This is a genomic window from Sorangium sp. So ce381, assembly GCF_051473845.1.
In the GTDB taxonomy this organism is placed as follows: Bacteria; Myxococcota_A; Polyangia; order Polyangiales; family Polyangiaceae; genus Sorangium; species Sorangium atrum.
Genome location: NZ_CP150336.1, coordinates 2134648 through 2158322 on the forward strand (window position 1 = coordinate 2134648; position 23675 = coordinate 2158322).

Below are 23675 nucleotides of genomic sequence, written 5' to 3' on the forward strand. Positions count from 1 at the left end.
GAGATCGAGCGCGTGCTCCGTCGCGAGCCGACGTTGATTCAGAAATTTGCGGTAATTGTAGTGACAGCGGAATTTGGCTCGGCGCCGCCACCTTCGTGCCAGCATGCAGGAGCCTCTTCGCCACTCGTTTTTCCACCGCTCCTCGTGGCGTCGTCAGTTCTAAGCGCTCAGAGATGGCTTCGGGAATGGGGTTATTGCGCTGCACACCGCTCGCCTTGGTCATCGCCTGCGCGGGCGAATCCTCGCGCGCGCCCGTCGACGCGGGCTCCGACGCGCCGCCCGCGGGCACCGTCACCGCGCCCCCACCGCTCCCGCGTGAGGCCGCCCTCGACGCACGCTTCGTGAAGATCACGCTGCACCGCGAGTTCACCTGCGAGGGGGCGAGCTTTGCGGACTTCAATCACGACGGGGTGACGGATGTCATCGCGGGCCCGGATTGGTACGAGGGTCCGGGATACGGCACGAGCCATCCCGTGTGGCCGAAGGAAGCCTTCGATCCGCACGGCTACTCGGATTGCTTTTTCGAGTTCCCCTACGACTTCGATCACGACGGGTTCACCGACGTCCTCGTCGTCGGCTTTCCGGGTGCGCCCGCGGCTTGGTACCAGAACCCGCGCGACGGCGACGCGCTCTGGGCTCGTCACGACACGCTGCCATGGCCGATCGACAACGAATCGCCGCTGTTCGCCGACATCACCGGCGACGGCGTGCCCGAGCTCGTGCACATGTCGGGGGGCGTGCTCGGAACGTCATCGCCCGGCGTGGACCCGACCGAGCCGTGGGTCTTCCGGGCGCTCACCGAGAATCGGGGGTACGGCGCGTTCACGCACGGCCTCGGTGCAGGCGACGTCAACGGGGACGGCGCAAGCGACTTGGTCGAGGCGAGCGGCTACTTCACGCGGAGCCCAGAGTCGCCCGACGGCTTGCCGTTCACGCGCGTCGAGCAGCCGTTCGGCGCCGGGGGAGCGCAGATGCTGGTGGTCGACGTGGACGGCGACGGGGACGCGGACATAGCGACAACGCTCGCCGCTCACGGCTACGGGCTCTCCTGGTTCGAGCAGGTTCCGAACGCGGCCGGCGCTGCGTTCGTGGAGCACGTCGTCGTTCCGGGGACCACACCCGACGCCGCGTCGAGCGTGTTCATGCACGAGCCGCACGCGCTCGCTCACGCCGACATCGACGGTGACCGGCTCCAGGACCTCGTGAGCGGCGAGCGCTTCTGGGCTCATGTGCCTGACGGCATGCCGGACTTCGGCGCGCCGGCCCGGCTCTACTGGTTCGAGCAGGCGCGAGCGGCGGAACGCGTCGACTTCCAGCCCGTTCTCATCGATGACGATTCGGGGGTAGGCACCCAGCTCACGGTCGCGGACGGCAACGGAGACGGCCGGCCGGACATCGTCATCTCGAACAAGAAGGGCGCTTTCGTCTTCCTGCAACGCTAGGGCAGGATCCTCGCGAGAAGCTCGCCTTTGCGGCGCGCCACAGCGCCCATCGAAGCCCGGCCCCGCCGAGGCCGAGCGTCAGGGCGACACCCAGCGCGGAGAGGAGCAGGGCTTCCACGAGGGCATGATCGCTCAGAGGACCTCGCCCGGCCAGGGCGACGCCCGATCGCGCGAGGCGGCCGACGGGAGCCGCGCCGGGGTATAGTCGCCGCCTATGCTCGATCGCCAACAAGTGGTGCGTCAGACGCGGGCCCGGTACGAGGTCCCGACCGCCCGCCGCACATGACACCTCGCCCGCGCCATATGGGAGATGACACCACATGAATACGCCGCTGTCGCCACCTGGAGCGGAGCAGACCGACGGATCATCCGTCCAGATCGGCGCTCTCGTTCCGCTGACTCGGCCCGGCTGGATCGAGGCAGGCCGGCACTTGCTCGCTGGGCTCGAGCTGGCCGTTCGCGAAGTCAATGACGCCAGCGGGATCGTCGGAAGACCCCTCGAGCTGGTGGTCCGAGACACCGCGGCTGATCCACAGAGGGCCGCGGCGGCCGTCGATGAGCTGGCTCGCCTGGGCGTGGCTGCCTTGGCGGGGGAGTATCACAGCGTCGTCGCTCGCGCCGCTGCCGCCAGGGCCGACGCCCTCGGCCTGCCGTTCCTCTGCTCGTCAGCGGTCCTCGACGCGCTCACCGAACAGCCAACGGAATGGGTCGCGCGCCTCGCCCCGGCGCAGTCCCACGGCTGGCGGATCTACGCGAAATTCCTCCTCAACGCGGGCCACAGGCGCATCGCCGTAGCCGCTGATTCGAGCGTCTACTGGGCGTCCGGCGCCCGCATCCTGCGGGACTACCTCGCTCCACGCGGCGGCACCGTCATCGAGCTCGACAGGCGCGCGCTCGCCCCCGCGGCCATGTGCGACGAGCTCGTCGACAGCCGCGCGACAGCCCTCCTTCTTCTGGTCGGCTACCCGGAGCCGGCGGTGTCGATCGTCAAGTCTGTCCGCCGCGACCAGCGCCTCGCCGAGATCATGATGGGTGCTCCGGCCGGGCAACCGGAGTTCGCCGAATGGGCGACGTTGCTGGGCGGCGACGGCGCCGCGATCCCGTTCTTGCGCTACCGGCCCGAGCGCCTCAGCCCGCTCGGTGCCCGAGTCGAGACGGCCCTGCGCGAGCGGCTGGCCGAAGCGCCCTCCTTCGTCGCCTTCGAGGGCTACGACACGGTCGCCGTCCTCGCCGATGTGCTGCGTTCTCAAGGCGCGGACCGGGCACGCGCCGCCGAATCCTGGGCGCGCGTCGCAGTCGAAGGCACCCGCGGGCAGATCCAGTTCTCCCGCACGCCAGGGATCAGCGTTTGGCAGTGGGCTTGGCCGCCGGTCCAAGTCGTTGATCGAGATCCGGCGGAGCCCGATCGCTTTCGGATCCTTCACGCCGGCTGAGAGGGCACGGAGCTCCGACTGCCGGAGGCGCCGCTTGAAGCCGACATGGCCCCGCAACCCAGCGGGGTTGGCGCGATCGGACTGGTCGTGACGGCTCGATCTCGGTAGGTTTTTCGCGGTGAACGGTGACGTCGTCCGCCTCTCGTCAGGGGTGCGCGCTCGGCTCGCGCGCCTCGGCGCGAACGTGCCCCATGCGACCGCCGCCGCGCGGGCGCCGTCCAGCGGCGAGCTGAGCACCGCGCAGTTTTTCACCTTCTGGGAAGCGCTCGGCGCGTCGTCGCCGCGCGACGTCGGGCTTCGTCTGGCGACGGAGACGCAGGTGCACGAGTACGACGTCTCGTCGCTCGCGGCGCTGCACTCTCCCGACCTCGGCACCGCCTTGTCCAAGCTCGCCCGCTACAAGCGGCTTTGCGGGCCGAAGGACATGGCCATCGACACGACGGGGAAAGAGGTGGCGATACACACGACCTACCAGCACGCGCCGGGCCCCATGCCCCCGCGCCTGGTCGACGCATCGCTCGCCTCGCTCCTCGTGCTCTTGCAGCGAGGCAGCGGGCTCGCGCTCGCGCCGAAGCGCGTCGAGCTCTCTCGCGCGCGCAGCGACGAGCCGATGCTGCTGCGTTTCTTCGGCTGTCCGCTGCGGTTCCGCGCGAAGCGCGACGCGCTCATCCTCGAGGCGCGCCTCCTGACGACGCCGTTCATCACGCACAACGCCGACCTGTTGCAGGTGCTCGTCCCCAGCCTCGACCAGAAGCTCGCGCCCCTCGAGCATGGTTCGTTCGTCGAGCAGGTCCGCGCGGTGGTCGCTCGCCGCATGGCGGGCGAGCGGCCGAGCATCGCGAAGGTGGCGCGCGAGCTGTCGCTCAGCACGCGCACGTTACAGCGGCGCCTGGGCGAGCTGGGGGTCAGCTATCAGCGCGTGCTCGACGAGGTCCGGCACCACGCCGCGCTGCGCCTCCTGCGCACCGACGACGTCGACGTCGACGAGATCGCCTTCCTGCTCGGCTTCGACGAGGTCAACTCCTTCAAGCGGGCGTTCCGAGCCTGGGAGGGGACGACCCCGAACCGCTGGCGCGATTCGATTCATTTGTGGCGCGATCGGATTTGATCGCTGGCGCCTCGCGCACGATGTTTCGTGCATGACGGAGAACAACTCGCAAGTATGGTTCATCACCGGAAGCTCGCGGGGGCTCGGCCGCGCCCTCGCCCTCGCCGTGCTCGCCGCCGGGCACCGCGTCGTCGCCTCGGCGCGCAAGCCCGCCGATCTCGATGACCTCGTGAAACAGCACGGCGACCGCGTGAAGACGGTGGCGCTCGACGTCACGCAGCCCGAGCAGGCCGTGCGCGCGGTCAAGGAAGCGGTCGACGCCTTCGGTCGCATCGACGTGCTCGTCAACAATGCGGGTTACGCGAACGTCGACTCGGCTGAAGATATCCCGCTCGACGATTTCCGCGCGCAGATCGACACCAATTTCTACGGCGTCGTACATGTCACGCGCGCGGTGCTGCCCGTGATGCGCGCGCAGCGCAGCGGGCGTATCCTGCAGATCAGCTCCATCGGCGGACGGCGCGGCGGCACGCCGGGGCTGAGCGCGTACCAGGCGGCGAAGTTCGCCGTCGCGGGCTTCAGCGAGGTCGTCCTCAACGAGGTCGCGCCGCTCGGCATCCAGGTCACCATCGTCGAGCCGGGCGGCTTTGGCACCGACTGGGCTGGCAGCTCGATGACGATCTACCCGTCGCAGCTCGACTACGAAGCCACCGTGGGCGCGACCAACAAGCGGCTCCGGGGCAACCCCGGCGCGGCGCGCGGCGTGCCCGAGAAGGCCGCGAAGGCGCTGCTCGAGCTCGCGTCGATGGAGAGGCAGCCGCGGCGCCTGCTGCTGGGGAGCGACGCGTACGTGCTCGCCAAGCTGACGCTGCAGGAGCTCGGCGCCAGCGATGATGCCCACCGGGCCCTCAGCGCGAGCACCGACGCCGACGGCATACCCGACTTCGCCGACACCGACGTGGGGCGAGCGATGCTGAAGCTGCACCACGACTGACGAGAGCGCAAAGCGAGGACACCATGGAACTTCATCTGAAAGACAAGCGCGCGCTCGTCACCGGATCGAGCTCGGGCATCGGCGCGGAGACGGCGCGGCTCCTGGCGCGCGAGGGCGTCGAGGTCGTCGTGCACGGCCGCAACGCCGAGCGCGCACAGGGCGTCGCGAACGAGATCACCGCGGCGGGAGGGCGCGCGGCCGTCGCGATCGGTGACCTGTCGACCGTCGATGGTCTGAGCAGCGTCATCGACGCCGCCGAGCGTGCCTTTCGCGGCATCGACATCCTGGTCAACAACGCGGGCGGCGCGACGAACGTGGCCCACGCGTCGTGGTTCGACGCGCCGATCGAGGAGTGGCTCGACGAGTACAAGAGCAACACGATGCCTGCCGTGCGGCTCGTGCAGGCGTTCGTGCCGGGAATGCGGGAGCGTCGGTGGGGCCGCGTCATCCAGATCTCGTCGCGCAACGCGATCTCACCGCACGCGCAGCTCGGTGCCTACGGCGCATCGAAGGCGGCACTCAACAACTTCACGCTGAGTTTGTCGAAGGCCCTTGCCGGGACCGGCGTGACGTCGAACGGCATCATGCCCGGGCTCATCTATACGCCCAGCCTCGACGGGTGGTTCCGCGAGGTCGCCGCCAGGCAAGGCGTGACCGATCCCGCCGAGGGGCGCGCGTGGGTGTTGAAGAACGCGGTTCATCAGACGGTGGATCGCCTCGGCATGCCGGCCGACATCGCTGCAGCGGTGTGCTTCCTCGCGAGTCCGCTGACAGACTTCATGACGGGCACGACCTTTCGCATCGATGGAGGGGCCACGCCCACGTTGTGACGCCGAGGAGGGCGGCGCACGGGCGACGCGGGGTCGCCCACAGCCTGCGGAGCGAGGCTATCCGGAGGCGCGCCGGGCGCCGCCGGGCGATCTCGAGCGCGGGCGCGGGCCGCTCTTCGCCGCCCGCTTCGGCTTCGGCGCGTCCGCCCGCGGGAGGAGATTCTCCCCTCCCCACGCCATCACCGCGTCGATGAAGGCGCGGAGCTGCGGCGGCATGAACTCCCGCTCCGCGTAGACCACCGCGATGTGCGAGTCCGCCTGGATCGCGCCTGGCAGCACGTGCCGGAGGGCGCCGCTCTCGAGGTGAGGGCGCACGACCTGCTGGGGCAAGAGCGCGATGCCGAGGCCCTGGAGCGCGGCGTCGCAGAGCAGGAGGAGGTCGTTCGTGAAGAGCGCGCCTTCGACCTGGAACTTACCGCCGGAGGACGGCCAGTGCGTCTGCGGCAGCTCCCCCCGGGCGAAGCCCATCATGCAGCGGTGGCTCCGCAGATCGCGGCGCGTGCGCGGCGTGCCGCGGGCCTCGAGGTACGCGGGCGAGGCGACCGCGAGGAGCGGCATGCGCGCCAGCGTCCGGGCGACGAGGCCGGGCTCGTGCGCGCTGCTCGCGCGGAGCGCGACGTCGTAGCCGCCGCGCTGGAGGTCGACGTACTGGGTCGCGCTGTGGACGTGGAGGCGGACCTCGGGGTAGCGCCGCCCAAAATCGCAGATCATCGCGTTGAAGCTCGTGTCCATCATCGGCGGCACCGAGACGCGCAGCTCGCCGCGCACGGCGCCGTCGGCCTTGCGCACGCTCGCCTCGGCGTGGTGGACGGCGTCGAGCACGATGCGGGCGTGGCGGTAGAGCGCCTCGCCCGCGTCGGTGAGGGCGAGGCTGCGCGTCGTCCGGCGGAGCAAGCGCACGCCGAGCCGCTCCTCCAGCCGCGCGAGGCGGCGGCTGATGGTGGCGCGAGGGACGCCGAGCTCGGCGGCGGCGCGGGACAGGGATCGGGCCTCCACGGTCTTCGAGAAGGCGAGGAGCTCGGAGGTCTCGAGGGGGTCGTCCATTTGGATCAAATCCTGGCAGATGCTTCCAACTGTTGATGCATTGTTGCAGGCGTGTCCAGGCCTCAGAATGCCCGCTCATGAACGACAAGGCACGCACCATCGGCTACTGGATCGCGAGCGCCCCGAAGCCCGAGGCCGAGGCCCGCGTCGGCGAGCACGCGCTCGCGACCTGAGGCGGGATCTCACGCAACGACTCGCCCCACCTCACCCACGTACCACCGAGCAAGCATCATGAGCGACCAACTCCTCCAGCAAGTCCTCCTCGAAGCCCGCACCCACAACGGCTGGCTCGCCGAGCCCATCGACGACGCGACCCTGCACCGCCTCTACGAGGCCCTGCGCCTCGGCCCGACCGCGGCCAACAGCGTGCCGGCGCGGATCGTCTTCGTGAAGAGCCCTGAGGCCAAGGAGCGCCTGCGCCCCTGCCTCGCGGAGGGCAACGTCGAGAAGACCATGAGCGCGCCCGTCACCGCGATCATCGCCCACGACACGCGCTTTCACGAGAAGATGCCGAAGCTCTTCCCGGCGCGCCCGACGATGGGCGAGGCCCTCGCCGCGATGCCGCAGGAGCAGCGCGACTTCTTTCTCCTCCAGAACGCCTCGCTCCAGGCCGGCTACCTGATCCTCGCGGCCCGCGCGCTCGGGCTCGACTGCGGGCCGATGGGCGGCTTCGACCGGGAGAAAGTCGACGCCGCGTTCCTCGCCGACGTGCCCTGGAAATCGATCCTCCTCATCAACCTGGGCCACGGCGATCCGGCGAAGCTCTACCCGCGCAACCCGCGCCTCGATTTCGAAGAGGCCTGCCGTATCGCGTAGTCGACCGGCCCCCGCCGGAGGTCCACGCGATGCTGCTGTCGCGCGGCGTCTGTCTCGCCTCCATCTGCGCGATGTACCTTCCGTGGCGACGAGAGCGGAGTGGGCCGACTCTGCTCATCGGTCATCCCTGTCCCTTGTACGCCGGTGTGATGACCACGCCGGGGCCGATGGCGTTCACGCGAATGTTGCGCCGCTTCAGATTCCCGGGCAGCCGACCTGATGGACGTGTCAGGGCCTCAACTGCACGCGCGCCCAGTCGGCGAACGTCGTGAAGCCGCCGGGCACGAGCGCGTTCGCGGCGGCGATGTGCGCCTCGTGCTGCGGGCCGAAGTAGGTGTGCTCCGCGAAGTACTCGAGCATCTCGCGCATCTCGCGCGCGCCGGGATAGAAGCCGTCGTAGACCTCCGCCGGCACCTGCGCCGCCTCCACGCGGTGCCCGAGCGCATTGAGGGTGCCGGCGAAATCGTCCCACGAATAGGCGCCGCCGCTCACGGCGAGCACGCTTCCATCCGGCAACCTGTCTCCCGCGCCGAACGCGGCGGCGGCGGCCCGCCCCACGTCGGCGGCATCGCCGGCATGGATGACGCGCAGCGCGGGATTCATCGGCACCGCCCAGCCGCGCCGGCCGCTCGGGAGCGGCTGCGGCGCCATTGACGAGAGGAAGTTCTGGAAATAGAAGGGCGCCTGCACGAACGTGTGGCGCGCGAAGCCGGCGCTCCGGACCACGTCGTCGACCCGGGCCTTGCCCGTGAAATGCGCGACGTTGTAGCGCCCGCCGCTCACCCTGGCGACGTCCGGCAACGTGGACCAGATGAGGTGCTCGACTCCGGCCGCCCGCGCCGCCCTCACGGCTGCGGCGCCGATCTCGGTCTCGCGCGCCCCCTGGCTCGGGTCCCAGAAGTTGGTGACCACGAAGGCGCCGTGCGCGCCCGCGAGCGCAGGGACGAGGCTCTCGGGATCGAGCAAGTCCGCCTTGACGAGCTCGACGCCGCGCGCGGCGAGCGCTCGCGCCGCGTCGCTCGCGGGGTTGCGGCTCGCCACCCGCACCGTGAAATCGCCCCGGGCGAGCAGCGCGTTCACCACGCCGCCGCCCTGAGCGCCCGTGCCGCCGATCACGCCGATTACCTTCCTTGCCATGGTCGTCTCCTCGATAGGCATCACGGCAGCTCGTGCTCTCCGCGAGCAACGAGCGCCGCTGTCATGGGAAGACCGTACGGCGCCGCAGACCTTCGTGGAAGTTGATGATCGACAGGCGTATGCTTCACGGCGTGAATGTCTCCGCGTTCGATCTCAACCACGCGCGCGCCCTCCACTTCCTGCTCGAGGAGGCCCACGTCGCTCGCGCCGCGCGGAAGCTGGGGATCACGCCGGCAGCGGCGAGCAACGCGTTACGTCGGCTTCGCGACGACTTCGACGATCCCCTGCTGGTCCGGGCGGGACGAGCGCTCGTGAGGACGCCGCTGGCCGAGGCATTGAGGGGCCCGGCGCGCGAGGTGCTGGCCGCGGCGGAGCGCCTCTTCGACGCGAGCGCTCCGTTCGATCCTGGCACGTACGATGGAGAGTTCACCGTCACCACGTCGGACAGGGTGGCCGAGGTCCTCCTGCCGACGCTCGACCGGCTCCTCGCCGAGCGCGCGCCCAGGGCGAGCCTGTCCGTGCGGACGGTCACGGTCGAGGTCGAGGTGTTCTTGCGAGATCACGGCGGTATCGCCGTCATCCCGGACACGTCGCGCGCGCGGGGCCTGTGCGCCGAGGAGCTCTTCACCGACGACTTCGTCTGTGTGCTCCGGAAGGGGCACCCGCTCGCGAAGGGCCCCTGGACGGCGCGTCGCTTCGCGGGGGCCGAGCACGTCATGGTCGCGCCGCTCGCCGCCTCCCGCCGGGGCGTGGTGGACGACCGGCTCGCCGAGCAGGGCCTCACCCGGCGCGTGACCCGCGTCGTGACCACGTTTGCGCTCGCGGTCCCGCTCCTCGTCGCGTCCGACCGGATCGCGATCCTCCCCCGGAGCTTCGCGCTCGCGCGCGCCAAGGAGCTCGAGCTCGTCGTGCGCGCGGCGCCGCTCGAGCTGCCGGCCATCGAGATGCAGATGGTCTGGTACCCCGGACACGAGCGAGATCCGAGGCACGTCTGGCTTCGAGGGCTCCTGCAGGACGCGGCGCGCGCGTCCGGGCTCCGGCCGCTGTAGGTCCGGGCAGGAGCGCGTCGAGGACCGCTCACCAGGGGAGCGGCTCGCCGTCGCGGAAGAACCCGCCCGAAGGGCCGCCCTCGGGCAGCGTCGCCGCCCAGATCACGCCCGCGGCGCCCTCGGGCACGGGCCGCGCGCCGAGCTCCGCCAGGCCGGGGTGGGTAGCGACGAATCCCGGGCAAACGGCATTGACGAGCACGCCGCTGCTCCGCAAGGCCGCCGCGAACTTCACCGTGAGGGCGTTGAGCGCCGCCTTGGCCACCGCGTAGCTGACGAGGGTATCGGGGTAATCCGCGTTGCCCAGGCCGCGCGGCGAGCCGAACGAGCCCGCCTCGCTGGAGACGTTGACGACCCGGCCGCGGCCGCTCTGCCGGAGGAGCGGCGCGAACGCGCGGATGGTGCGCCACGCGCCCAGCAGGGTCGTCTCCAGCGCGGCCCGCGCGTCGCCGAGGGGCACCTCGAGCGAGGGGGTATGCGGGTCGAAGCCGCCGACCGCGTTGTTCACGAGGACGTCGAGGCGGCCGTAGCGGTGCGCCACCTCGTCCGCGGCGGCGCCCACGCTTGCGTCGCTGTCGACGTCGAGCGCGAGCGCGTGCACCTCGCCCTCGCCCGCGAGCTTGCTGCTCACCGCGCGCGCCTTCGCCTCGTCGCGCGCGGTGAGCAGCACCGTCGCGCCGCCGCGCGCGAGCTGCCGGCAGACCTCGAACCCGAGCCCTTGCTCGCGCCCCGCGCCCGTGACCAGGGCGACCCGCTTCGTGCTCTCCTTCGTCGTCATCATTCGCTCCTTCTCCCGGCACGCTTGCACGAGGCGGCGGACCTGTCGACGAGCTCCCGGGACGGCGAAGTGGCGTCCCCGCGTTGCGCTTGACGATCACCCCTCGCTCGCTTCTGGAGACGAGACGTACGAGGACCCTCGCGAGCGTCCAGGAGACCGGACTCAACCTAGCGCGTCGGTGAGCGCGCGTGGGGTGATCTGCCAGGAATAGGCCCCAGCGGTCCTTGCACCAGCCGCAGGCGCTTTCCTGGCCTCCGTTGTTCACCATCGCATTCCAGTAGCGGTCCGTCTCCTCCTGGCGAGCTTCCATCCCAGGTTCACGGCGTCCTGGACGCCGATGTTGAGTCCCTGTCCACCTGCCGGCGCGTGCACGTGCGCCGCGTCGCCCGCCAGGAGCAGACGCCGGTCTCGGTAGGACGCCGCTTGCCGAGCCATGTCGACCAGGTAATGGGTGACCGCCGGGGTCGGCTCTTGCGCTTGCGTGACCGACGAGCTCACGCGGCGCGCAGCTGCTGCCGTCGAGGGCGATCTCCGGCGCGGGACCTCATGCGACCAGTGGCCGGGAGATCTCGCCGGCCTGCTTCGCCTGGACGATGGCCTGAGCGAACCACAGGTACTCGTCGAGGAACCTGTCGGCCGCCTTCACGACCTGCTCGCTCCTGAGCTGGAGCGACTCGTCAAAGACGTTCTGGACCTCCGGGACGAGCAGCTTGAGCGGCAGCGGGAATGCTCCCAGGCTCAGGATCACGTGCTGCAGCTGCGTCGAGGCGTTGATGCCTCCGAGCTTCCCCGCGGAGACCGCGACCACGCCGATCGGCTTCTTGTTGAACTCCTCCCAGAAATAGTCGAGGGCGTTCTTCAGCACGCCCGAGAAGCTCCCGTGGTACTCCGGCGTCACGAACACGAGCGCGTCCGCCCTGCGGAGGCGCGCGCTCAGCCCCTGAACCGTCGCCTGGAGCTGCGGGGGGCGACCCGGCCGGTCCTCCAGGATCGGCAACGGCGTCTCCGCCAGATCGATCAGGTCGGCCTCGGCGCCCCGCTCCCGGAGCTTCCGCTCCAGGTGATGGGCGATCTTGTGCGACTGTCTCCCGCTCCTCACGCTGCCGGTCAAGATGGCTACCTTCATGGTGGTGCTCCCCAGGAGGACGATCTCCCGATGCGATGAGGGTAATCCCGGGATGTCCGCCTGCTGGAGGCGGCGCCAATCCATTGGACAATGGTCAATCCGTCGTCAGGGGCACGCCCCCGCGTGCGCTCGCGCCCTGGGCCGCCCCGGCTCGATGCAGCGTGTGCATGAGGTCCATGGCGCATACGAATTGGTGCGCGCCGCACGAAGAAGTAGATCCCCCTCGCTGCGAACGGAACGAGCGTGCCACCCGGGGGTCCTTGCTCGTCGGGCGTCAGATCCTTGCTCGACGCCGGCCAGGCGTTGACACGTCGTCATCGGGCCCGCCGGGTGATCCTCGCTCTGCCTCGAACACTTGGAGCTTGTCATGAGAGCGAACCGCTTCATCATTGCTGCTGGCTTGTCGTCCGTGTGGGCTGCCGCGGGGTGCGCGGCGCCTGCGCCCGCCGGGGAGGAGGCCGTGGGCGAGGCCCGCTCCGAGGTCATCTATGGCCAGGATGACCGCGAGGAGTCCTTCACGTACGCGGATCCCGCCTGGGCCGCGCGGGCGCTTGACTTCACCGTGGCGCTCATCCCCGCGTCGGCCGTCGACGACTCGGACCCGAACAACATCCAGATCGCCGGGCCCACATGGGCGCAGCGCGACGACGTGTGCCCCGACGAGCGCTTCGCTTCCCAGCCGGCGCTCGCCGACTGCAGCGGAACGCTGATCGACGACGACCTGGTGCTCACGGCCGCGCACTGCATCAACAACTGCCGCGACAGCCGCTTCGTCTTCGATTATGCGATGACGCCGTCCGGCCAGCTCGGCCAGATCACCAGCGATGACGTCTACAGCTGCGTGGATTTCATCACCTATTACCAGGACCGGCGGGGCGCGGACTATACGGTCGTGCGCCTCGATCGGCCCGTGGTGGGGCGGACGCCCGCCGCGGTGCGTGTGTCGAGCGATCCCCTGGCCATCGGCACGCCGCTCGTTGTGCACGGGTTCCCCCGCGGGTTGCCGCTCAAGCTGGCCGACGGGGCCGCGGTCCGGAGCAACGCGCCGAGCCTCGACTTCTTCGTCGGCAACCTGGACACGTTCGTGGGCAACTCCGGGTCCGGGGTGTTCGACACGAACACGAAGGAGCTCGTGGGCATCCTGGTGCGCGGCGAGCGCGACTTCGTGCAGGACGGCGACTGCGTGCGTCCGTTCACCTGCGCCGACGACGCGTGCCGCGGCGAGGACGTGACCTATGCCTTCCGGGCCATCCAGGCCATGTGCGAGCGCACGGTCTCCGACCTGTGCTCCTGCGGTGACGGCGCCTGCGGCCCGCTCGAGAGCCCGGCCTCGTGCGCGAGCGACTGCTCCTGCGGCGACGGCGTCTGCAGCAGCGGCGAGAGCACCACGTCGTGCCCTGCGGACTGCCAGCTGGAGGTGCTGTACGACTCCCACGCGCCGCAGTCGAACTGGGTCACGCCCGGGATCCAGGTGCGCAACACGGGAAGCGAGAGCGTGTACCTCGCGGGCTCGACCGTGCGGTACTACTTCAGCCAGGAGCCGCCCGGCACGCTCGAGGCGACGTGCTGGGGTTGCTCGAGCGAGCTCGAGATGAGCTTCCACGAGGTGCCCGGCGGCGGTTGCGCGGGCGCGACGCATTACCTCGACGTGCGCTTCCCGTTCCTCTCGGTCGATCCCTCGTCCTCCACCGACCGGTTCAACATCGCGTTCCACGCGTCGAGCTGGCAGGCGTTCAACCAGTCGAACGATTACTCCCATGCGGGGGGCAGCTGGAACTGGGCGCCGAACCCGAAGATCACGATGTACCGGCTCGGCACCAGGGTCTTCGGCGACGAGCCCTGCCCGGGCCTCTTCATCCCGCCCGCCGACTGACCGAGGCTCCTCGTCGTGGAGCGGCCTGCCCCTAGCTAGCGGCCGCTCGCAGGTACCGGCAGCCCTCCGCGCACGAGCGCCGCCTCGGGTACGCGCGTGCGCCCGGCCACGGCCGCCATGAGGCTTGGGCAAAGGCGCGCCGCCGCGCCGAGCGCCGCCTGGCCTGGCCGCCGCACGAGGCCGTGAGAGAGACCGGTCGCGAGCAGCACCTGCCCGAGCACGTCGCGCGAGAGCCGACGCTGGAACGCCTCCGCGCTCGCCCCTTCGAGGTACGCCGTGGCCGCGAGCCGCGCGCTGTGCAGCGCGATCGACATGCCGTCTCCGGAGAAGGAGGGGATGACCGCCGCCTGATCGCCGAGGCGCCATATCCCGTCCGCGCGGCGCTGGACATGGCCGTACGGGATCGTCGAGAGCGCGAGCGGCCGCGCCCGGCACGGCTCCGCGCCCGCGAGCCGCGCGTCGAGGTGCGGCGACCCCTCGCGCATCGCGAAAAGGAGGCGGTCCCAGCGCTGCCCGAGCGCGGCGAAGCGGCTCTTGCGGACGAGGAGGCAGAGGTTCGCCCGACCGCCCTCGACCGGCTGCATGCCGGCATAACCGCCCTCGAACAGCACGAGCTCAACATGCCTGTCGAGCTCCGCCGCCTGCCGCGGCGACAGCCACCAGTACAGCTTGAAGGCGACGAGATCGTCCTGCAGCCCGGAAGGCCGCCTCAGGCCCCGGACGTCGTGCTTGCCGGTCGCGAGGAACGCGGCGCGCGCCTCGATCGCGCTGCCGTCCTCGAGCCGCGCCCCCCAGCCCGCGCCCGCCCGCGTGAGCGCCTGGACCCGGACGCCCCGCCGGATCGACGCGCCCGCCGCCGCGGCGCGCGCGAGCAGCGCCTCGTCGAGCACGCGGCGCGACAGGCTGAGCGCGGAGAACGGCAGCGCCGCGGCCGCGACCCGATCGCGCTCGACCAGGCGCACGGCCTCGATCGGCACCGCGCCGAGCGCCCGCAGATCGAGGCCGAACGACGCAAGGTAGAGCGCGGCCTCGCGCGACAGGAACTCGCCGCAGACCTTGTCCGCCGGGCCGGCCTCGCGCTCGATCAGCGCGACCTCGCGCCCCGCCTGCGAGAGGAGCAACGCGACCGCCGCCCCGGCCAGGCCTCCTCCGACGACGACAGCGTCGTTCACGGGACCTTGAGCCTCCCGACGGCGAGCCGGAACGGCATCCACCATCGAACCTCGACGGCGCGCGGATCGAGCCCGGCCTCGGCGATGAGACACCGCCAGTCGCTCGCCGAGAAGGCGCGGGCGATCGACACCGGCCCATCGTGCTGCACGAAGCGGTGCCAGCCCGCGAATCGCGAGAGGTGGCGGAAGAAGTGATATGGCAGCGGGTGGCGGTGCAGATCGTTGATGAACCAGCCGAGCCGCGCCTTCGCATCCATCCAGGCGAGGAAACGGACGACCGCCGGATCGGGGAGATGATGCGTGAAGAGCGAGCTCAACACGACATCGATGCCGCCGGGCGGCTCGTAGGCGAAGGCGTCGGCGGTGACCCAGCTGATCGGCCGGCCCGGCGGGGTCGCCTCGGCGGCCGACCGGCGCGACCACGGGTTGAGGTCGACGCCGGTGAGCGAGACGGCGATGCCGCGCTCCCTGGCCCACGCGTCGATCCGACGCAGCATGTCGCCGTAGCCGCTGCCGACGTCGATCACCTCCAGCGGCCGGTTCTCGGGCAGGCCGCGCGCGACGAGGCGCTCGAGGAACGCGAGCGTCGGCCGGTAGGCGAGCGTCAGCCGGTTGACCCGCGCCAGATCGACCAGGCAAGCGCGGAATTCCTCGAAGCCCACGGGCTGGGTATCCATCAGCTCGTCGAGCGTGGAGCGACGCGAGAAGTCCAGGGCGCTCATCGGTCTAGTCCGTATGGAACAGCATCGTCTCGGCGGTCAAACCTGGGCCGAACGACATGGCGCATCCGCGCATGCCCGGCCGCGCGTCAGCGACGATCGACTGCAGCACGAACATGATGCTCGCCGAGGACATGTTGCCGAAGCGCGCGAGCACGTCGCGCGACGCCGCGAGCGCGTCCGGCCCGAGCTCGAGCGCGTGCTCGACCGCGTCGAGCACCGACCGCCCGCCAGGGTGCACCGCCCAGAGGTCGATCTCGCCTGGCGCGGCGCCGTCGAGGATCGCGCCCGCGGCGGCCTTGAGCCCCCGGTCGATCGCGCCCGGCACGCGGCCGGACAGGAACATCTCGAAGCCGAGGTCGCGGATGTTCCACGTGATGAGCTCGCGCGTCCCGGGCACCACGACGGCGTGCAGCCGGTCGAGCGCGAGCCCGGTCGGCTCGGCGCTGACCACGGCCGCGGCGCAGCCGTCGCCGAACAGGAGGAACGACAGCATCTGATCCATGGCGATCGCCTCCTGCAGGTGCAGCGTGCACAGCTCGACGTTCACAACGAGCACGCGCGCCTCGGGCGCCGACCGCACGATATGCCGCGCGAGCTTCAGCGCGTTGATCGCCGCATAACACCCCATGAAGCCGATCGTCGTGCGCTCGACCGATGGATCGAGGCCGAAGCGCTCGACGAGATCGAGGTCGATGCCCGGCGCGGAAAAGCCGGTGCACGACGTCACGATGACATGGGTGATCCGGCCCGCCGTGGTCCCGAGATCGAGGCCCGAGACGGCCTGCGCGGCGAGCTCCGGCGCGTGCTTCTCGTACAAACGCATGCGGTCTGCGGTCGTCGGGAAGCTGCCGCGCAGGTAGAACCGCCCCGCGTCGATCGAGGCGCCGCCCACCTCGACGCTCGGGGCCAGCACGGAGAACCGGTGTGAAATCTGCGCCTTGTCCGCCATCCGCCCGAACAGCACGCGGCTGCGCTCGTCGCTGAACAGCGTCCTCGCGAAGCGGACAAACGAGGAGTGCACGTCGTTCGGCGGCACGGCCGTGGCAATGCGGTTGATGTAGGCGGTTACCGGCGGCCGTCCCTTCGCGTCCGAGCCTCGGCAGGCATCGTCGCCGTGCACCAGGCCTCTTCGTGAGTCGTTAATATTGATCACGCTCGCACGAAGCAGGCACGGAGCATGCCATCTGCGGAGTCGCGCTGCCGACCGACGGAGGCGGAACGTGGCGTCCGCAACGTCGATCCTGCTGGTGCTGCAGCTGCCGACTGCGTATTCCGGGCGGACGTGACGGCCGATTCCGAGCGCACGCCAACTCGCGTTCTAGTTGGACTTCTTGTTCTTTCCGGGACCTCCGCTCCTGGATTGCCGAGATGGATCCGGTGAGCCGTCGGCCCTCCGCGCTCTCCGCGCGCGAGCTCGCCCCTCGCTGCGCGGTACGTCCGATGTTCGCGCGGTGAGGCGAGGGGGGAGCAGGACCTCTCGCGCGACCTCGGCGCCCGCCAGCCTCTGAAGGAGCAGCCGGACCGCTTCGCGCCCTATCCCGCCGACGTCCTGATCGACCGTCGCGACGGGATAGCGCAAGAGATCGGCCATCAGGATGTCATCGAATCCGACGACATCGATCTCGTCGGGTACGGAGAGGCCGGCGGCGCGAATGCCCCTCAGGGTCCCGACCGTGGTGCAGAAATTGGCTGCGTAGACCGCCAGAGGTCCACGCAGCCGCTGGAGGAGCTCGACCATGCGCGCCTCGGCCGCTTCCGGGGTGGCCTCCTTCAACTCCTCGATGGCCGCCGCCGTGACGCCGCTCCGCGTCAACTCCGCCTGGAACCCGTCGAGACGATGTCGGTAGGTGGCGATGTCGAGCGGGCCGCCGATGTAGACGAGCGACCGATCCTCGTGCCTGAGAAGGTGGCGGAGCGCCAGCACCGAACCGGCCGCGTGATCGGTGCGCACGCACGCCACGTCGAGGTCCGGGACCGCCCTGTCGATCTGCACGAAGGGAAGTCCCTGCTCGTGCGCCGCGATGAGATCACAGTCCCCTCCGGAAATCGGGGACACGATGAGCCCATCCACCCGGGACTCGTGCACGAGCTGCAACGCGCGACGCAGGCGCCCCGTGTTGCCGGCCAGGTGGCTCACCACGAGGGTGTAGCCGTGGAGCTCGGCCTCGCGCTCGGCGCCGACGGCTATCCCGGCCCAGAACGGGTTCGACAGGTCCTCGACGGCGAGGGAGATGGCGTACGACTTTTGCTCCCGGAACGCCTGGGCCATGGCGTTGGTCCGGTAGCCCAGCTTCTGGGCCAGCGCCCAGACCCGCTCCACCGTGGCGGCGCTGATGCGAAATTTCGCATGCTTGCCCGTCAGGACGTGAGACACCGTGGTCTGGGACAACCCCAGCTGTTCGGCGATGTCCTTCATACGGATCGGACGCAGACCGGGCACGTGCGGGGGGTCGGGGTCGGGGGGATCGTTCAAGCGCGCGCTTCCTTTAGCTAATTCGGATTAGCTGTTGACGCTAGCACGGACATGCATAGTATTGAAGCGGAATACGCGGCCGGTGTTTGCGGTCCCCCGCGCGCGAGGGAGCCATGGCCGCGATCCCACGGATCCGCCAGACCGAAGAGTCGTTCGGCGGCGTCGAAGCGCTGGCGGGGGTCCAGGGTCATTCTGGCTCGGGCCCGCCTGCTCCAGGAGACAGCAATGGCACAGAGTGAACCGGTGATTTTGGGCTTCATGGGCAACCGGGGCTTCTTTCCGACGGAGTTCGCCGAGGAGGGAGCGAAAGCCACCCAGTCGGCGGTGGGCCGTGTGCTCGGCGAGCGCGTGCGCTACGTCGATCTCGGCAACGTCGAGACCTACGCCGACGCGCGCGCGGCCGCGGGCGTCGCCCAGCAGTACCGCCGCGATCCCGACGGCGGCGGGGCCATTGGCGTCATCTGCTCGATGTACAATTTCTCCGATGAAAACGGGATCCGGGACTTCCTGCGGCTGGCCGACCTCGATGTGCCGGTGCTGCTGCACACCGAGCCTGACGTGCGCGGTCTGGGGCGCATGGGACAGAAGGGCCGGCGGGACGGGGCGTGCGGGCGCTTTTCGGCCGCCAACGCGCTCCGCCACATCGGCTATCCGTACACCCTCACGTCCAGGCATTGCGAGGCCGTGAGCTCGGCGGCCTTCGCGGACGATCTCCACGCCTTCTACGCGAGCTGCGTCCTGGCATCGAAGTTCCGTCGCCGGGGCCGCGGCGTGCGCCTCGGGCTCGTGGGCTCGGGGCCCGACGCGTTCCAGACGGTCACCAACGTCTCCACCGAGCTGCTGGGGCACATGGGCCTGAGCACGGTCGGCCTGGAGCTCATCGCGCTCGATCGACAGATGCGCAAGGTCTCGCCGCGCGAGCTATCCACTCAGCTGGAAGCGGTCTCCGGCTACATGGCGGCGGCTGACGTTCCGCGCGCCTCGCTGGAGGCGATCGCCCGGATGGGCGTCGTCTTCGATCGCTTCGTGAAAGAGAATGACCTCGACGGGATCGCGGTGCGCTGTTGGACGGAGATGCAGAAGTACCAGATTGGCGGAGAGGTGGGCGTGATGCCCTGCACCTGCATGAGCATGCTTTCCGACAAGCTCATCCCCGCCGCCTGCGAGACCGACATCGCGGGCTGGATGGGGATGTACATGCTCCAGTGCGCTTCCGGGCTCGTGCCGCTGCTGGGCGACTGGAACAACATGTACGATGACGAGCGCGAGGAGGTGGATCTCTTCCACTGCGGCGTCTGGGCCAAGAGCGTGATGCGCCCCGGCGCCCGCATCACCCGCCAGGAGATCCTGGCCACCCAGGCCGACATCGGCGCGGAGAACACCTGGGGCGCGGTCGACGGCGAGCTCAAGGCGGGCACCTGCGCTTTTCTGAGACCTTGCACCAACGCGCGCGAAGGCAGCGTGTTCCTCTACGGCGGGGTGGGCCGGGTCAGCGAGGAAGGCATCGACACGTTCGGCACGCGCGGCCGCATCCACATCCCGCGCATTCAGGAGCTCTTTCGCTATCTGACGCAGCCCGAGCGGGCGGTGGAGCACCACACCGCCCTCGTGGTCGGGACGCACAAGAACATCGGGCTGACGATGAAGGCGATTCGAGACGCGGTGCCCTACATCAATGCCCAGGCGGGCCTCGGTCGCGGCGGCCAGGCGCTGGTTGATTTCTACGAGCACAGCCAGGTGGGCGAGCTCTGAGGTCGCGCCGCGCAGCTCGTCCTTCGCCGAGCGCACCCGCGCGGCGCGTGGCAGGACATGGCGACGCCGGGACCGAGCCCGTCCGGGATGGGCGGGCGCGCGTCGCTGGTCCCGATCGCCGACGTCACGGAGGAGCCCGCCGCATGAACGCCGAAGCCACGCCGTTGCGCCTGCGGACGCCGCCCGGCGCGCCGTTCGCCTTCGAGATCGCGGTCGACGTCCGGGGGCCCCGCGGCTTCCGGGTGATCGAGCCCGGGCAAGGCGCGCGGAGCTATGCTCTCGTCCGGGCGGAGCAGCCGGACTACCTCGACCTCTTCGAGGCGCTGGCGCGGGACTTCGGCTCCCGCATGCCGCTGGCCCGCACCCCGCCGCCGCCGCGGAACGGCGGGCCGACGCTGCGACCCCTGCTGACCGAGCCGGTCGCGCCGGAGATCCTCTACGGCTATGGCGACCCCTGCGTGGTGCGGGTGGGCGAGGGCGAATGGCGCTTGCTGGTGACCTCGAACGACGCGCCGAACGCCTTTCCCATCCTGGCCTCTCGCGATCTGGTCACCTGGCAGCTGACCGGGTTCGTCTTCCCGGAGGGACGCGCGCCCGCCTGGGCGCTGACAGGCCCCAACCAGGCAGACTTCTGGGCTCCGGAGATGCACCGGGTCGCGGACGCGTACTGGCTCTGCTTCACGGCCCGCATGCAGGACCGCTCGCTCGCGATCGGCCTCGCCAGATCCGAGGGCCCGGATGGCCCGTTCAACGCGGATGAAGCGCCGATCGTCACCGGGGACGTGATCGACGCCCACATCCTCGTGGACGCCCGCGGCGCGCCCTGGCTGATCTGGAAGAAGGACGACAACGGCGTGTGGCCGCGCAAGCTGGCCGCCTTGCTCCACCGCGAGCCCGCCAGGGTGAACGAGCTCTTCGCCGCCCCGGAGGACCAGCGCACCGCCGTCCTGGCGCTGACGCTGTGGCCGTGGGCGGAGACCCTCGAGCCCATGGAGCAGTTCTTCGTCTTGCAGCCGCTGATCGAGGCGGCGACGGCGGAGTTCACGGGATTCGCGGAGCGGCTCGAGGAGCTCGAGGCGCGCGCGCGCGGCGCGGAGGCGGCGGAGATCGCCGCGATCGCGCGGGCGCTCAGGACCCGCATCCACGCCCAGCGGCTGTCGGCGGACGGCCGCTCGCTGGAAGGGGAGCCCGTCGTCATCCTCGAGAACGATCAGCCCTGGGAGGCGCACCTCATCGAGGGCGTCTGGATCACCCAGGAGGGCGGGCGCTATCACCTGCTCTACGCCGGCAACGACTTCTCGACCGCGCGCTACGGCATCGGCGCGGCCGTGGCGGACGCGCCCACGGGGCCCTACCGCAAGTCGTCGGAGGTCCTCCTGAGCTCCAGCGCGGAATGGTGGGGGCCAGGGCACCCGTCCGTGGCGATCGGCCCCGACGGGCTTCACCACATCTTCCTTCACGCCTTCCGCCCGGGGGTGGTGGGATACAAGGCCTTTCGCGCGTTGCTCGCCGCCCCGAGCCGCTTCGAGGGCGGCGTCATCTCGCTGGACGGATCCTGGCTCCGGCGGACCTGCCTCGGCCGCGAGCGGCCGGCGTGAAGCGCGCCACACGCGCGCGAAGACGCGAAGACTGGCCACCAAACGTCCCGGCGCGCCGCTGCACGGCGCCGTTGCGCTCCACGAGCCCGCTCGGTACGCTCGGGGGAAAAATGACGTCCACCGCGCCGCGGGGCTGCTGCGAGAGGAGCCATGTCCACCGTTCGGCTCCCCCTCTGACCAGAGCCCTGCCTCCCGCCGCCGCTCTCCCCGGCCCGATGAACAAACGGCGCGGCGCCCCGTCCCCCTTCAAGGCATGTTGCGCTCAGCGGCGCACACCGACATGCGGATCAAGCACCACGCCAGGGCCGAACGCCGTGGCTTCGTAGACCGATGAAAGGAGTTCTGACGACATGAAGAGGTTCCTGGCTCTTTTGGCCGCCTTGGGTTGCTCCCTCACCACGTCGCTCGTGCTCGCGGACCCTCTCCCTGTGACCGGGCAGTGGCGGACGATCGATGAGCAGGGGGTCGAGCAGTCGGTGGTGGAGATCTACGAGAAGGGCGGGAAGATCTTCGGCAAGATCGTGAGCCTGAAGCAGCCGCTCGACGAGAAGGGGAAGCCGAAGATCTGTACCGCCTGTGAGGGGGCCGACAAGAACAAGCCCATCGTGGGGCTCGTCATCATCAAGAACATGGTCCGCGATGACGACGAGTACGATGACGGTACGATCCTCGATCCGAACAACGGCGAGACCTATAGCTGCAAGCTCGAGGCGATCGAGGGCGGGAAGAAGCTGAAGGTGCGCGGCTTTTTGGGCATCTCCCTCCTCGGCAGGACCCAGACCTGGCTGAAGAAGTAAAATCCTTAGATAACGAGTGAGGTGAGTGGCGTGGGATGTGCGGTGCGACTCTCACGACCGTGGGGTTGCTGCTGGGGATGTGTCCGCACGGCGGCGACGTGGTACGTGAGAGGCGGCGGCCACCGCCACGCTGCCTCCATCATTTCGTACGTCACCCGGCCAACGAGGAGGGCGTCGGCCTGGGCGATGTTCTCGACCGCGTGACGATGCAAGTCTTCGTCCGCGGGGATTGCACGATGATCGCAGCACCCGTCCAATGTGCCGTTGGATCAAGGCGCGCCGCGAAGCGGCGTCGGCTTGAATGAACAGTACGCTACTGGCGGTAGGAGTGAAATCGCACTTGCGACCCGTAGATGATCTCGCCTTGGTTGATTCGATGCTCCAGGTCGTCGAGCTGACGCATGATGGCCTTGTAGTGTCGCACCCAATGAACGACGTTGAACAGGCCAAGGACGACGAAGACGCCGCTGCACATGGTTGCAATGGCTACGAGCTCGGGGCCATACAGGGCATAAGTGAGCCCTGCTGCCACAGCAGCGACAGCAAGCCAGCACAAGGCGGCTGTTGCAACGACGCGCCGAGCGGTGCGGCCCGTGATGCTCCGCACCCGGTCCAGGTTATCAAGCTTGATGATGTCGCTGTCTTCCATGGCGGCCCAACTATCCGTCGATCGGTCGACCGAAGCCGCCGGACCAGGTCTGTCTAGCTCGTCGCCTTTTGCGACTCCCTGACTTCTCCGGCGTCCAGGAGGGCTTCGGGATCGCGTCGCGCGTGCCCATGGGAGCTCACCATGTGACGCGGTAGGTACAGGAGTCGGCGCCGTGCTTCCGCGACGGGCGGGACTCGTCGAGCACGACATCGACGCGCGGCCTGACCCCGCGCGACGCCGCTCGCCGCGCCGTGCCGAGCAGGATCCCACGATCGAGCTCCGAGGGATAAGGCGTATCGCAGACGATGATGATCTGGTGCTTCTCCGGATGACAGCGATAGTGGCCGATCCCCTCCCGCATGACGCCGGTCGCCGGATCGAACATCACCTCTCCGTCAAGCCTGTGATTCATGTGGTATGCCACGTCGATCATCTGCACGTCGATCATCTGGAGGGCGTCCACCATGGTCGGCGGCATGGCCGGCCACACGGCGTGATCCACGAGCGCCTTCCCGATGGCGAGCAGCGTATGGTCGCCGCTCGCCCGGGCCACGCCCTTCAGCAGGTCGAGGAGCATCTGGAGCGGGTACCACTCGCCCGCGACCAGCTCAGGTACGCCCAGCGTCGAGAGCACCTTCTTCCCGATGTCTCCGTGCGCCCCGAGAGCCGCGGCGACCGACGCGAAGGCGGACCCGGAGCCCTCGAGCCCGGGATGAGGAGAGACGTAGTGAGCCATATTTGCTGGTGGTTGAGGCGCTGCTTCTGCCGACGATATCGAACATCGCGCGACACCGCAAGATGCGCTGCTCCCGAGCGCCGGAGCCCTGGCAGCCCCGCCGGCGAGCCAAGCGACGTTCGTGAGCTCGACGCCTGGCCTCGTCCGGTCATCAGCTGTCCGGGGCGTTCCCTCGTTTGCCCGCACGCCCGAGAGCGGCGCTGTCGCAG

Annotated in this window: 21 protein-coding genes and 3 pseudogenes; 11 read left to right on the forward strand and 13 right to left on the reverse strand. The window is 69.8% G+C overall.

Annotated elements, in window-relative coordinates:
* Positions 1-185: 185 nt before the first annotated feature.
* The 5 genes from WMF29_RS08095 to WMF29_RS08115 all read left to right on the forward strand — a co-directional run bounded on the left by WMF29_RS08095 (position 186) and on the right by WMF29_RS08115 (position 5747).
* Positions 186-1442 (forward strand): FG-GAP repeat domain-containing protein, encoded by a 1257-nt coding sequence (locus tag WMF29_RS08095; protein WP_437328288.1) that lies wholly within the window; start codon positions 186-188, stop codon positions 1440-1442.
* 320 nt (positions 1443-1762) lie between these two features.
* A complete protein-coding gene (locus WMF29_RS08100) occupies positions 1763-2875 on the forward strand; it encodes an ABC transporter substrate-binding protein (RefSeq protein WP_437328289.1) in 1113 nt (370 codons plus the stop codon).
* 118 nt (positions 2876-2993) lie between these two features.
* Complete coding sequence (locus tag WMF29_RS08105; RefSeq protein WP_437328290.1) at positions 2994-3983, forward strand: AraC family transcriptional regulator ligand-binding domain-containing protein; 990 nt, start codon at positions 2994-2996, stop codon at positions 3981-3983.
* A gap of 31 nt (positions 3984-4014) precedes the next feature.
* Positions 4015-4917, forward strand: a complete 903-nt coding sequence (locus WMF29_RS08110) for an SDR family NAD(P)-dependent oxidoreductase (protein ID WP_437328291.1) — start codon at positions 4015-4017, stop codon at positions 4915-4917.
* 23 nt (positions 4918-4940) lie between these two features.
* Positions 4941-5747 (forward strand): SDR family NAD(P)-dependent oxidoreductase, encoded by an 807-nt coding sequence (locus WMF29_RS08115; protein WP_437328292.1) that lies wholly within the window; start codon positions 4941-4943, stop codon positions 5745-5747.
* Between the two features lie 57 nt (positions 5748-5804).
* On the opposite strand, the gene WMF29_RS08120 is transcribed toward WMF29_RS08115, so the two are convergent.
* Positions 5805-6791 carry a LysR family transcriptional regulator gene (locus WMF29_RS08120; protein WP_437328293.1) on the reverse strand — a complete coding sequence of 329 codons (987 nt, stop codon included), beginning with the start codon at positions 6789-6791 and terminating at the stop codon, positions 5805-5807.
* Between the two features lie 231 nt (positions 6792-7022).
* Between WMF29_RS08120 and WMF29_RS08125 the strand changes: the two genes are divergently transcribed.
* Complete coding sequence (locus tag WMF29_RS08125) at positions 7023-7607, forward strand: malonic semialdehyde reductase (RefSeq protein WP_437328294.1); 585 nt, start codon at positions 7023-7025, stop codon at positions 7605-7607.
* 228 nt (positions 7608-7835) lie between these two features.
* Here WMF29_RS08125 and WMF29_RS08130 read toward each other — a convergent pair whose 3' ends face one another.
* Positions 7836-8744 carry an NmrA family NAD(P)-binding protein gene (locus WMF29_RS08130; RefSeq protein WP_437328295.1) on the reverse strand — a complete coding sequence of 303 codons (909 nt, stop codon included), beginning with the start codon at positions 8742-8744 and terminating at the stop codon, positions 7836-7838.
* 104 nt (positions 8745-8848) lie between these two features.
* Here WMF29_RS08130 and WMF29_RS08135 point away from each other — a divergent pair, with 104 nt between their 5' ends.
* Positions 8849-9793, forward strand: a complete 945-nt coding sequence (locus tag WMF29_RS08135; protein ID WP_437328296.1) for a LysR family transcriptional regulator — start codon at positions 8849-8851, stop codon at positions 9791-9793.
* 28 nt (positions 9794-9821) lie between these two features.
* Here the strand turns inward: WMF29_RS08135 and WMF29_RS08140 are convergent, their stop codons facing one another.
* The 4 genes and pseudogenes from WMF29_RS08140 to WMF29_RS08155 form a co-directional block, all read right to left on the reverse strand.
* On the reverse strand, positions 9822-10571 hold the full coding sequence (locus WMF29_RS08140) for an SDR family NAD(P)-dependent oxidoreductase (RefSeq protein ID WP_437328297.1): 750 nt from the start codon (positions 10569-10571) through the stop codon (positions 9822-9824).
* A 165-nt stretch (positions 10572-10736) separates the two neighbouring features.
* Positions 10737-10866 (reverse strand): annotated as a pseudogene (locus WMF29_RS08145) (VOC family protein); the annotation flags it as partial.
* Positions 10863-11096: pseudogene (locus tag WMF29_RS08150) on the reverse strand (FAD-dependent monooxygenase); the annotation flags it as partial. The pseudogenes WMF29_RS08145 and WMF29_RS08150, both read right to left, overlap by 4 nt.
* A 16-nt stretch (positions 11097-11112) precedes the next feature.
* Entirely contained in the window at positions 11113-11694 is a 582-nt protein-coding gene (locus WMF29_RS08155) for an NADPH-dependent FMN reductase (protein ID WP_437328298.1), read from the reverse strand.
* A 367-nt stretch (positions 11695-12061) separates the two neighbouring features.
* Here WMF29_RS08155 and WMF29_RS08160 point away from each other — a divergent pair, with 367 nt between their 5' ends.
* The gene (locus tag WMF29_RS08160) at positions 12062-13567 is read left to right on the forward strand and encodes a trypsin-like peptidase domain-containing protein (RefSeq protein ID WP_437328299.1); all 1506 of its coding nucleotides are present in this window, start codon (positions 12062-12064) and stop codon (positions 13565-13567) included.
* 35 nt (positions 13568-13602) lie between these two features.
* On the opposite strand, the gene WMF29_RS08165 is transcribed toward WMF29_RS08160, so the two are convergent.
* The 4 genes from WMF29_RS08165 to WMF29_RS08180 all read right to left on the reverse strand — a co-directional run bounded on the left by WMF29_RS08165 (position 13603) and on the right by WMF29_RS08180 (position 17934).
* Entirely contained in the window at positions 13603-14739 is a 1137-nt protein-coding gene (locus tag WMF29_RS08165; protein WP_437328300.1) for an NAD(P)/FAD-dependent oxidoreductase, read from the reverse strand.
* Complete coding sequence (locus WMF29_RS08170; RefSeq protein WP_437328301.1) at positions 14736-15461, reverse strand: methyltransferase domain-containing protein; 726 nt, start codon at positions 15459-15461, stop codon at positions 14736-14738. Before WMF29_RS08170 ends, WMF29_RS08165 begins: the two co-directional genes overlap by 4 nt.
* 4 nt (positions 15462-15465) lie before the next feature.
* Positions 15466-16581, reverse strand: coding sequence for a type III polyketide synthase (locus WMF29_RS08175; protein WP_437328302.1), 1116 nt, complete (start codon positions 16579-16581; stop codon positions 15466-15468).
* 198 nt (positions 16582-16779) lie between these two features.
* Complete coding sequence (locus tag WMF29_RS08180) at positions 16780-17934, reverse strand: LacI family DNA-binding transcriptional regulator (RefSeq protein WP_437328303.1); 1155 nt, start codon at positions 17932-17934, stop codon at positions 16780-16782.
* Positions 17935-18159: 225 nt separating this feature from the next.
* Here WMF29_RS08180 and WMF29_RS08185 point away from each other — a divergent pair, with 225 nt between their 5' ends.
* The 3 genes from WMF29_RS08185 to WMF29_RS08195 all read left to right on the forward strand — a co-directional run bounded on the left by WMF29_RS08185 (position 18160) and on the right by WMF29_RS08195 (position 22081).
* A complete protein-coding gene (locus WMF29_RS08185) occupies positions 18160-19686 on the forward strand; it encodes an L-fucose/L-arabinose isomerase family protein (protein WP_437328304.1) in 1527 nt (508 codons plus the stop codon).
* A gap of 143 nt (positions 19687-19829) precedes the next feature.
* Positions 19830-21284: a family 43 glycosylhydrolase gene (locus WMF29_RS08190; protein WP_437328305.1), complete on the forward strand. Its 1455-nt coding sequence runs from the start codon at positions 19830-19832 to the stop codon at positions 21282-21284.
* A 350-nt stretch (positions 21285-21634) separates the two neighbouring features.
* On the forward strand, positions 21635-22081 hold the full coding sequence (locus tag WMF29_RS08195) for a DUF2147 domain-containing protein (RefSeq protein ID WP_437328306.1): 447 nt from the start codon (positions 21635-21637) through the stop codon (positions 22079-22081).
* Between the two features lie 116 nt (positions 22082-22197).
* Here the strand turns inward: WMF29_RS08195 and WMF29_RS08200 are convergent.
* The 3 genes and pseudogenes from WMF29_RS08200 to WMF29_RS08210 form a co-directional block, all read right to left on the reverse strand.
* Positions 22198-22338 (reverse strand): annotated as a pseudogene (locus WMF29_RS08200) (dihydrofolate reductase family protein); the annotation flags it as partial.
* 56 nt (positions 22339-22394) lie between these two features.
* Positions 22395-22730 carry a hypothetical protein gene (locus WMF29_RS08205; protein WP_437328307.1) on the reverse strand — a complete coding sequence of 112 codons (336 nt, stop codon included), beginning with the start codon at positions 22728-22730 and terminating at the stop codon, positions 22395-22397.
* Positions 22731-22866: 136 nt separating this feature from the next.
* Complete coding sequence (locus WMF29_RS08210; protein ID WP_437328308.1) at positions 22867-23466, reverse strand: hypothetical protein; 600 nt, start codon at positions 23464-23466, stop codon at positions 22867-22869.
* Between the last annotated feature and the right edge of the window lie 209 nt (positions 23467-23675).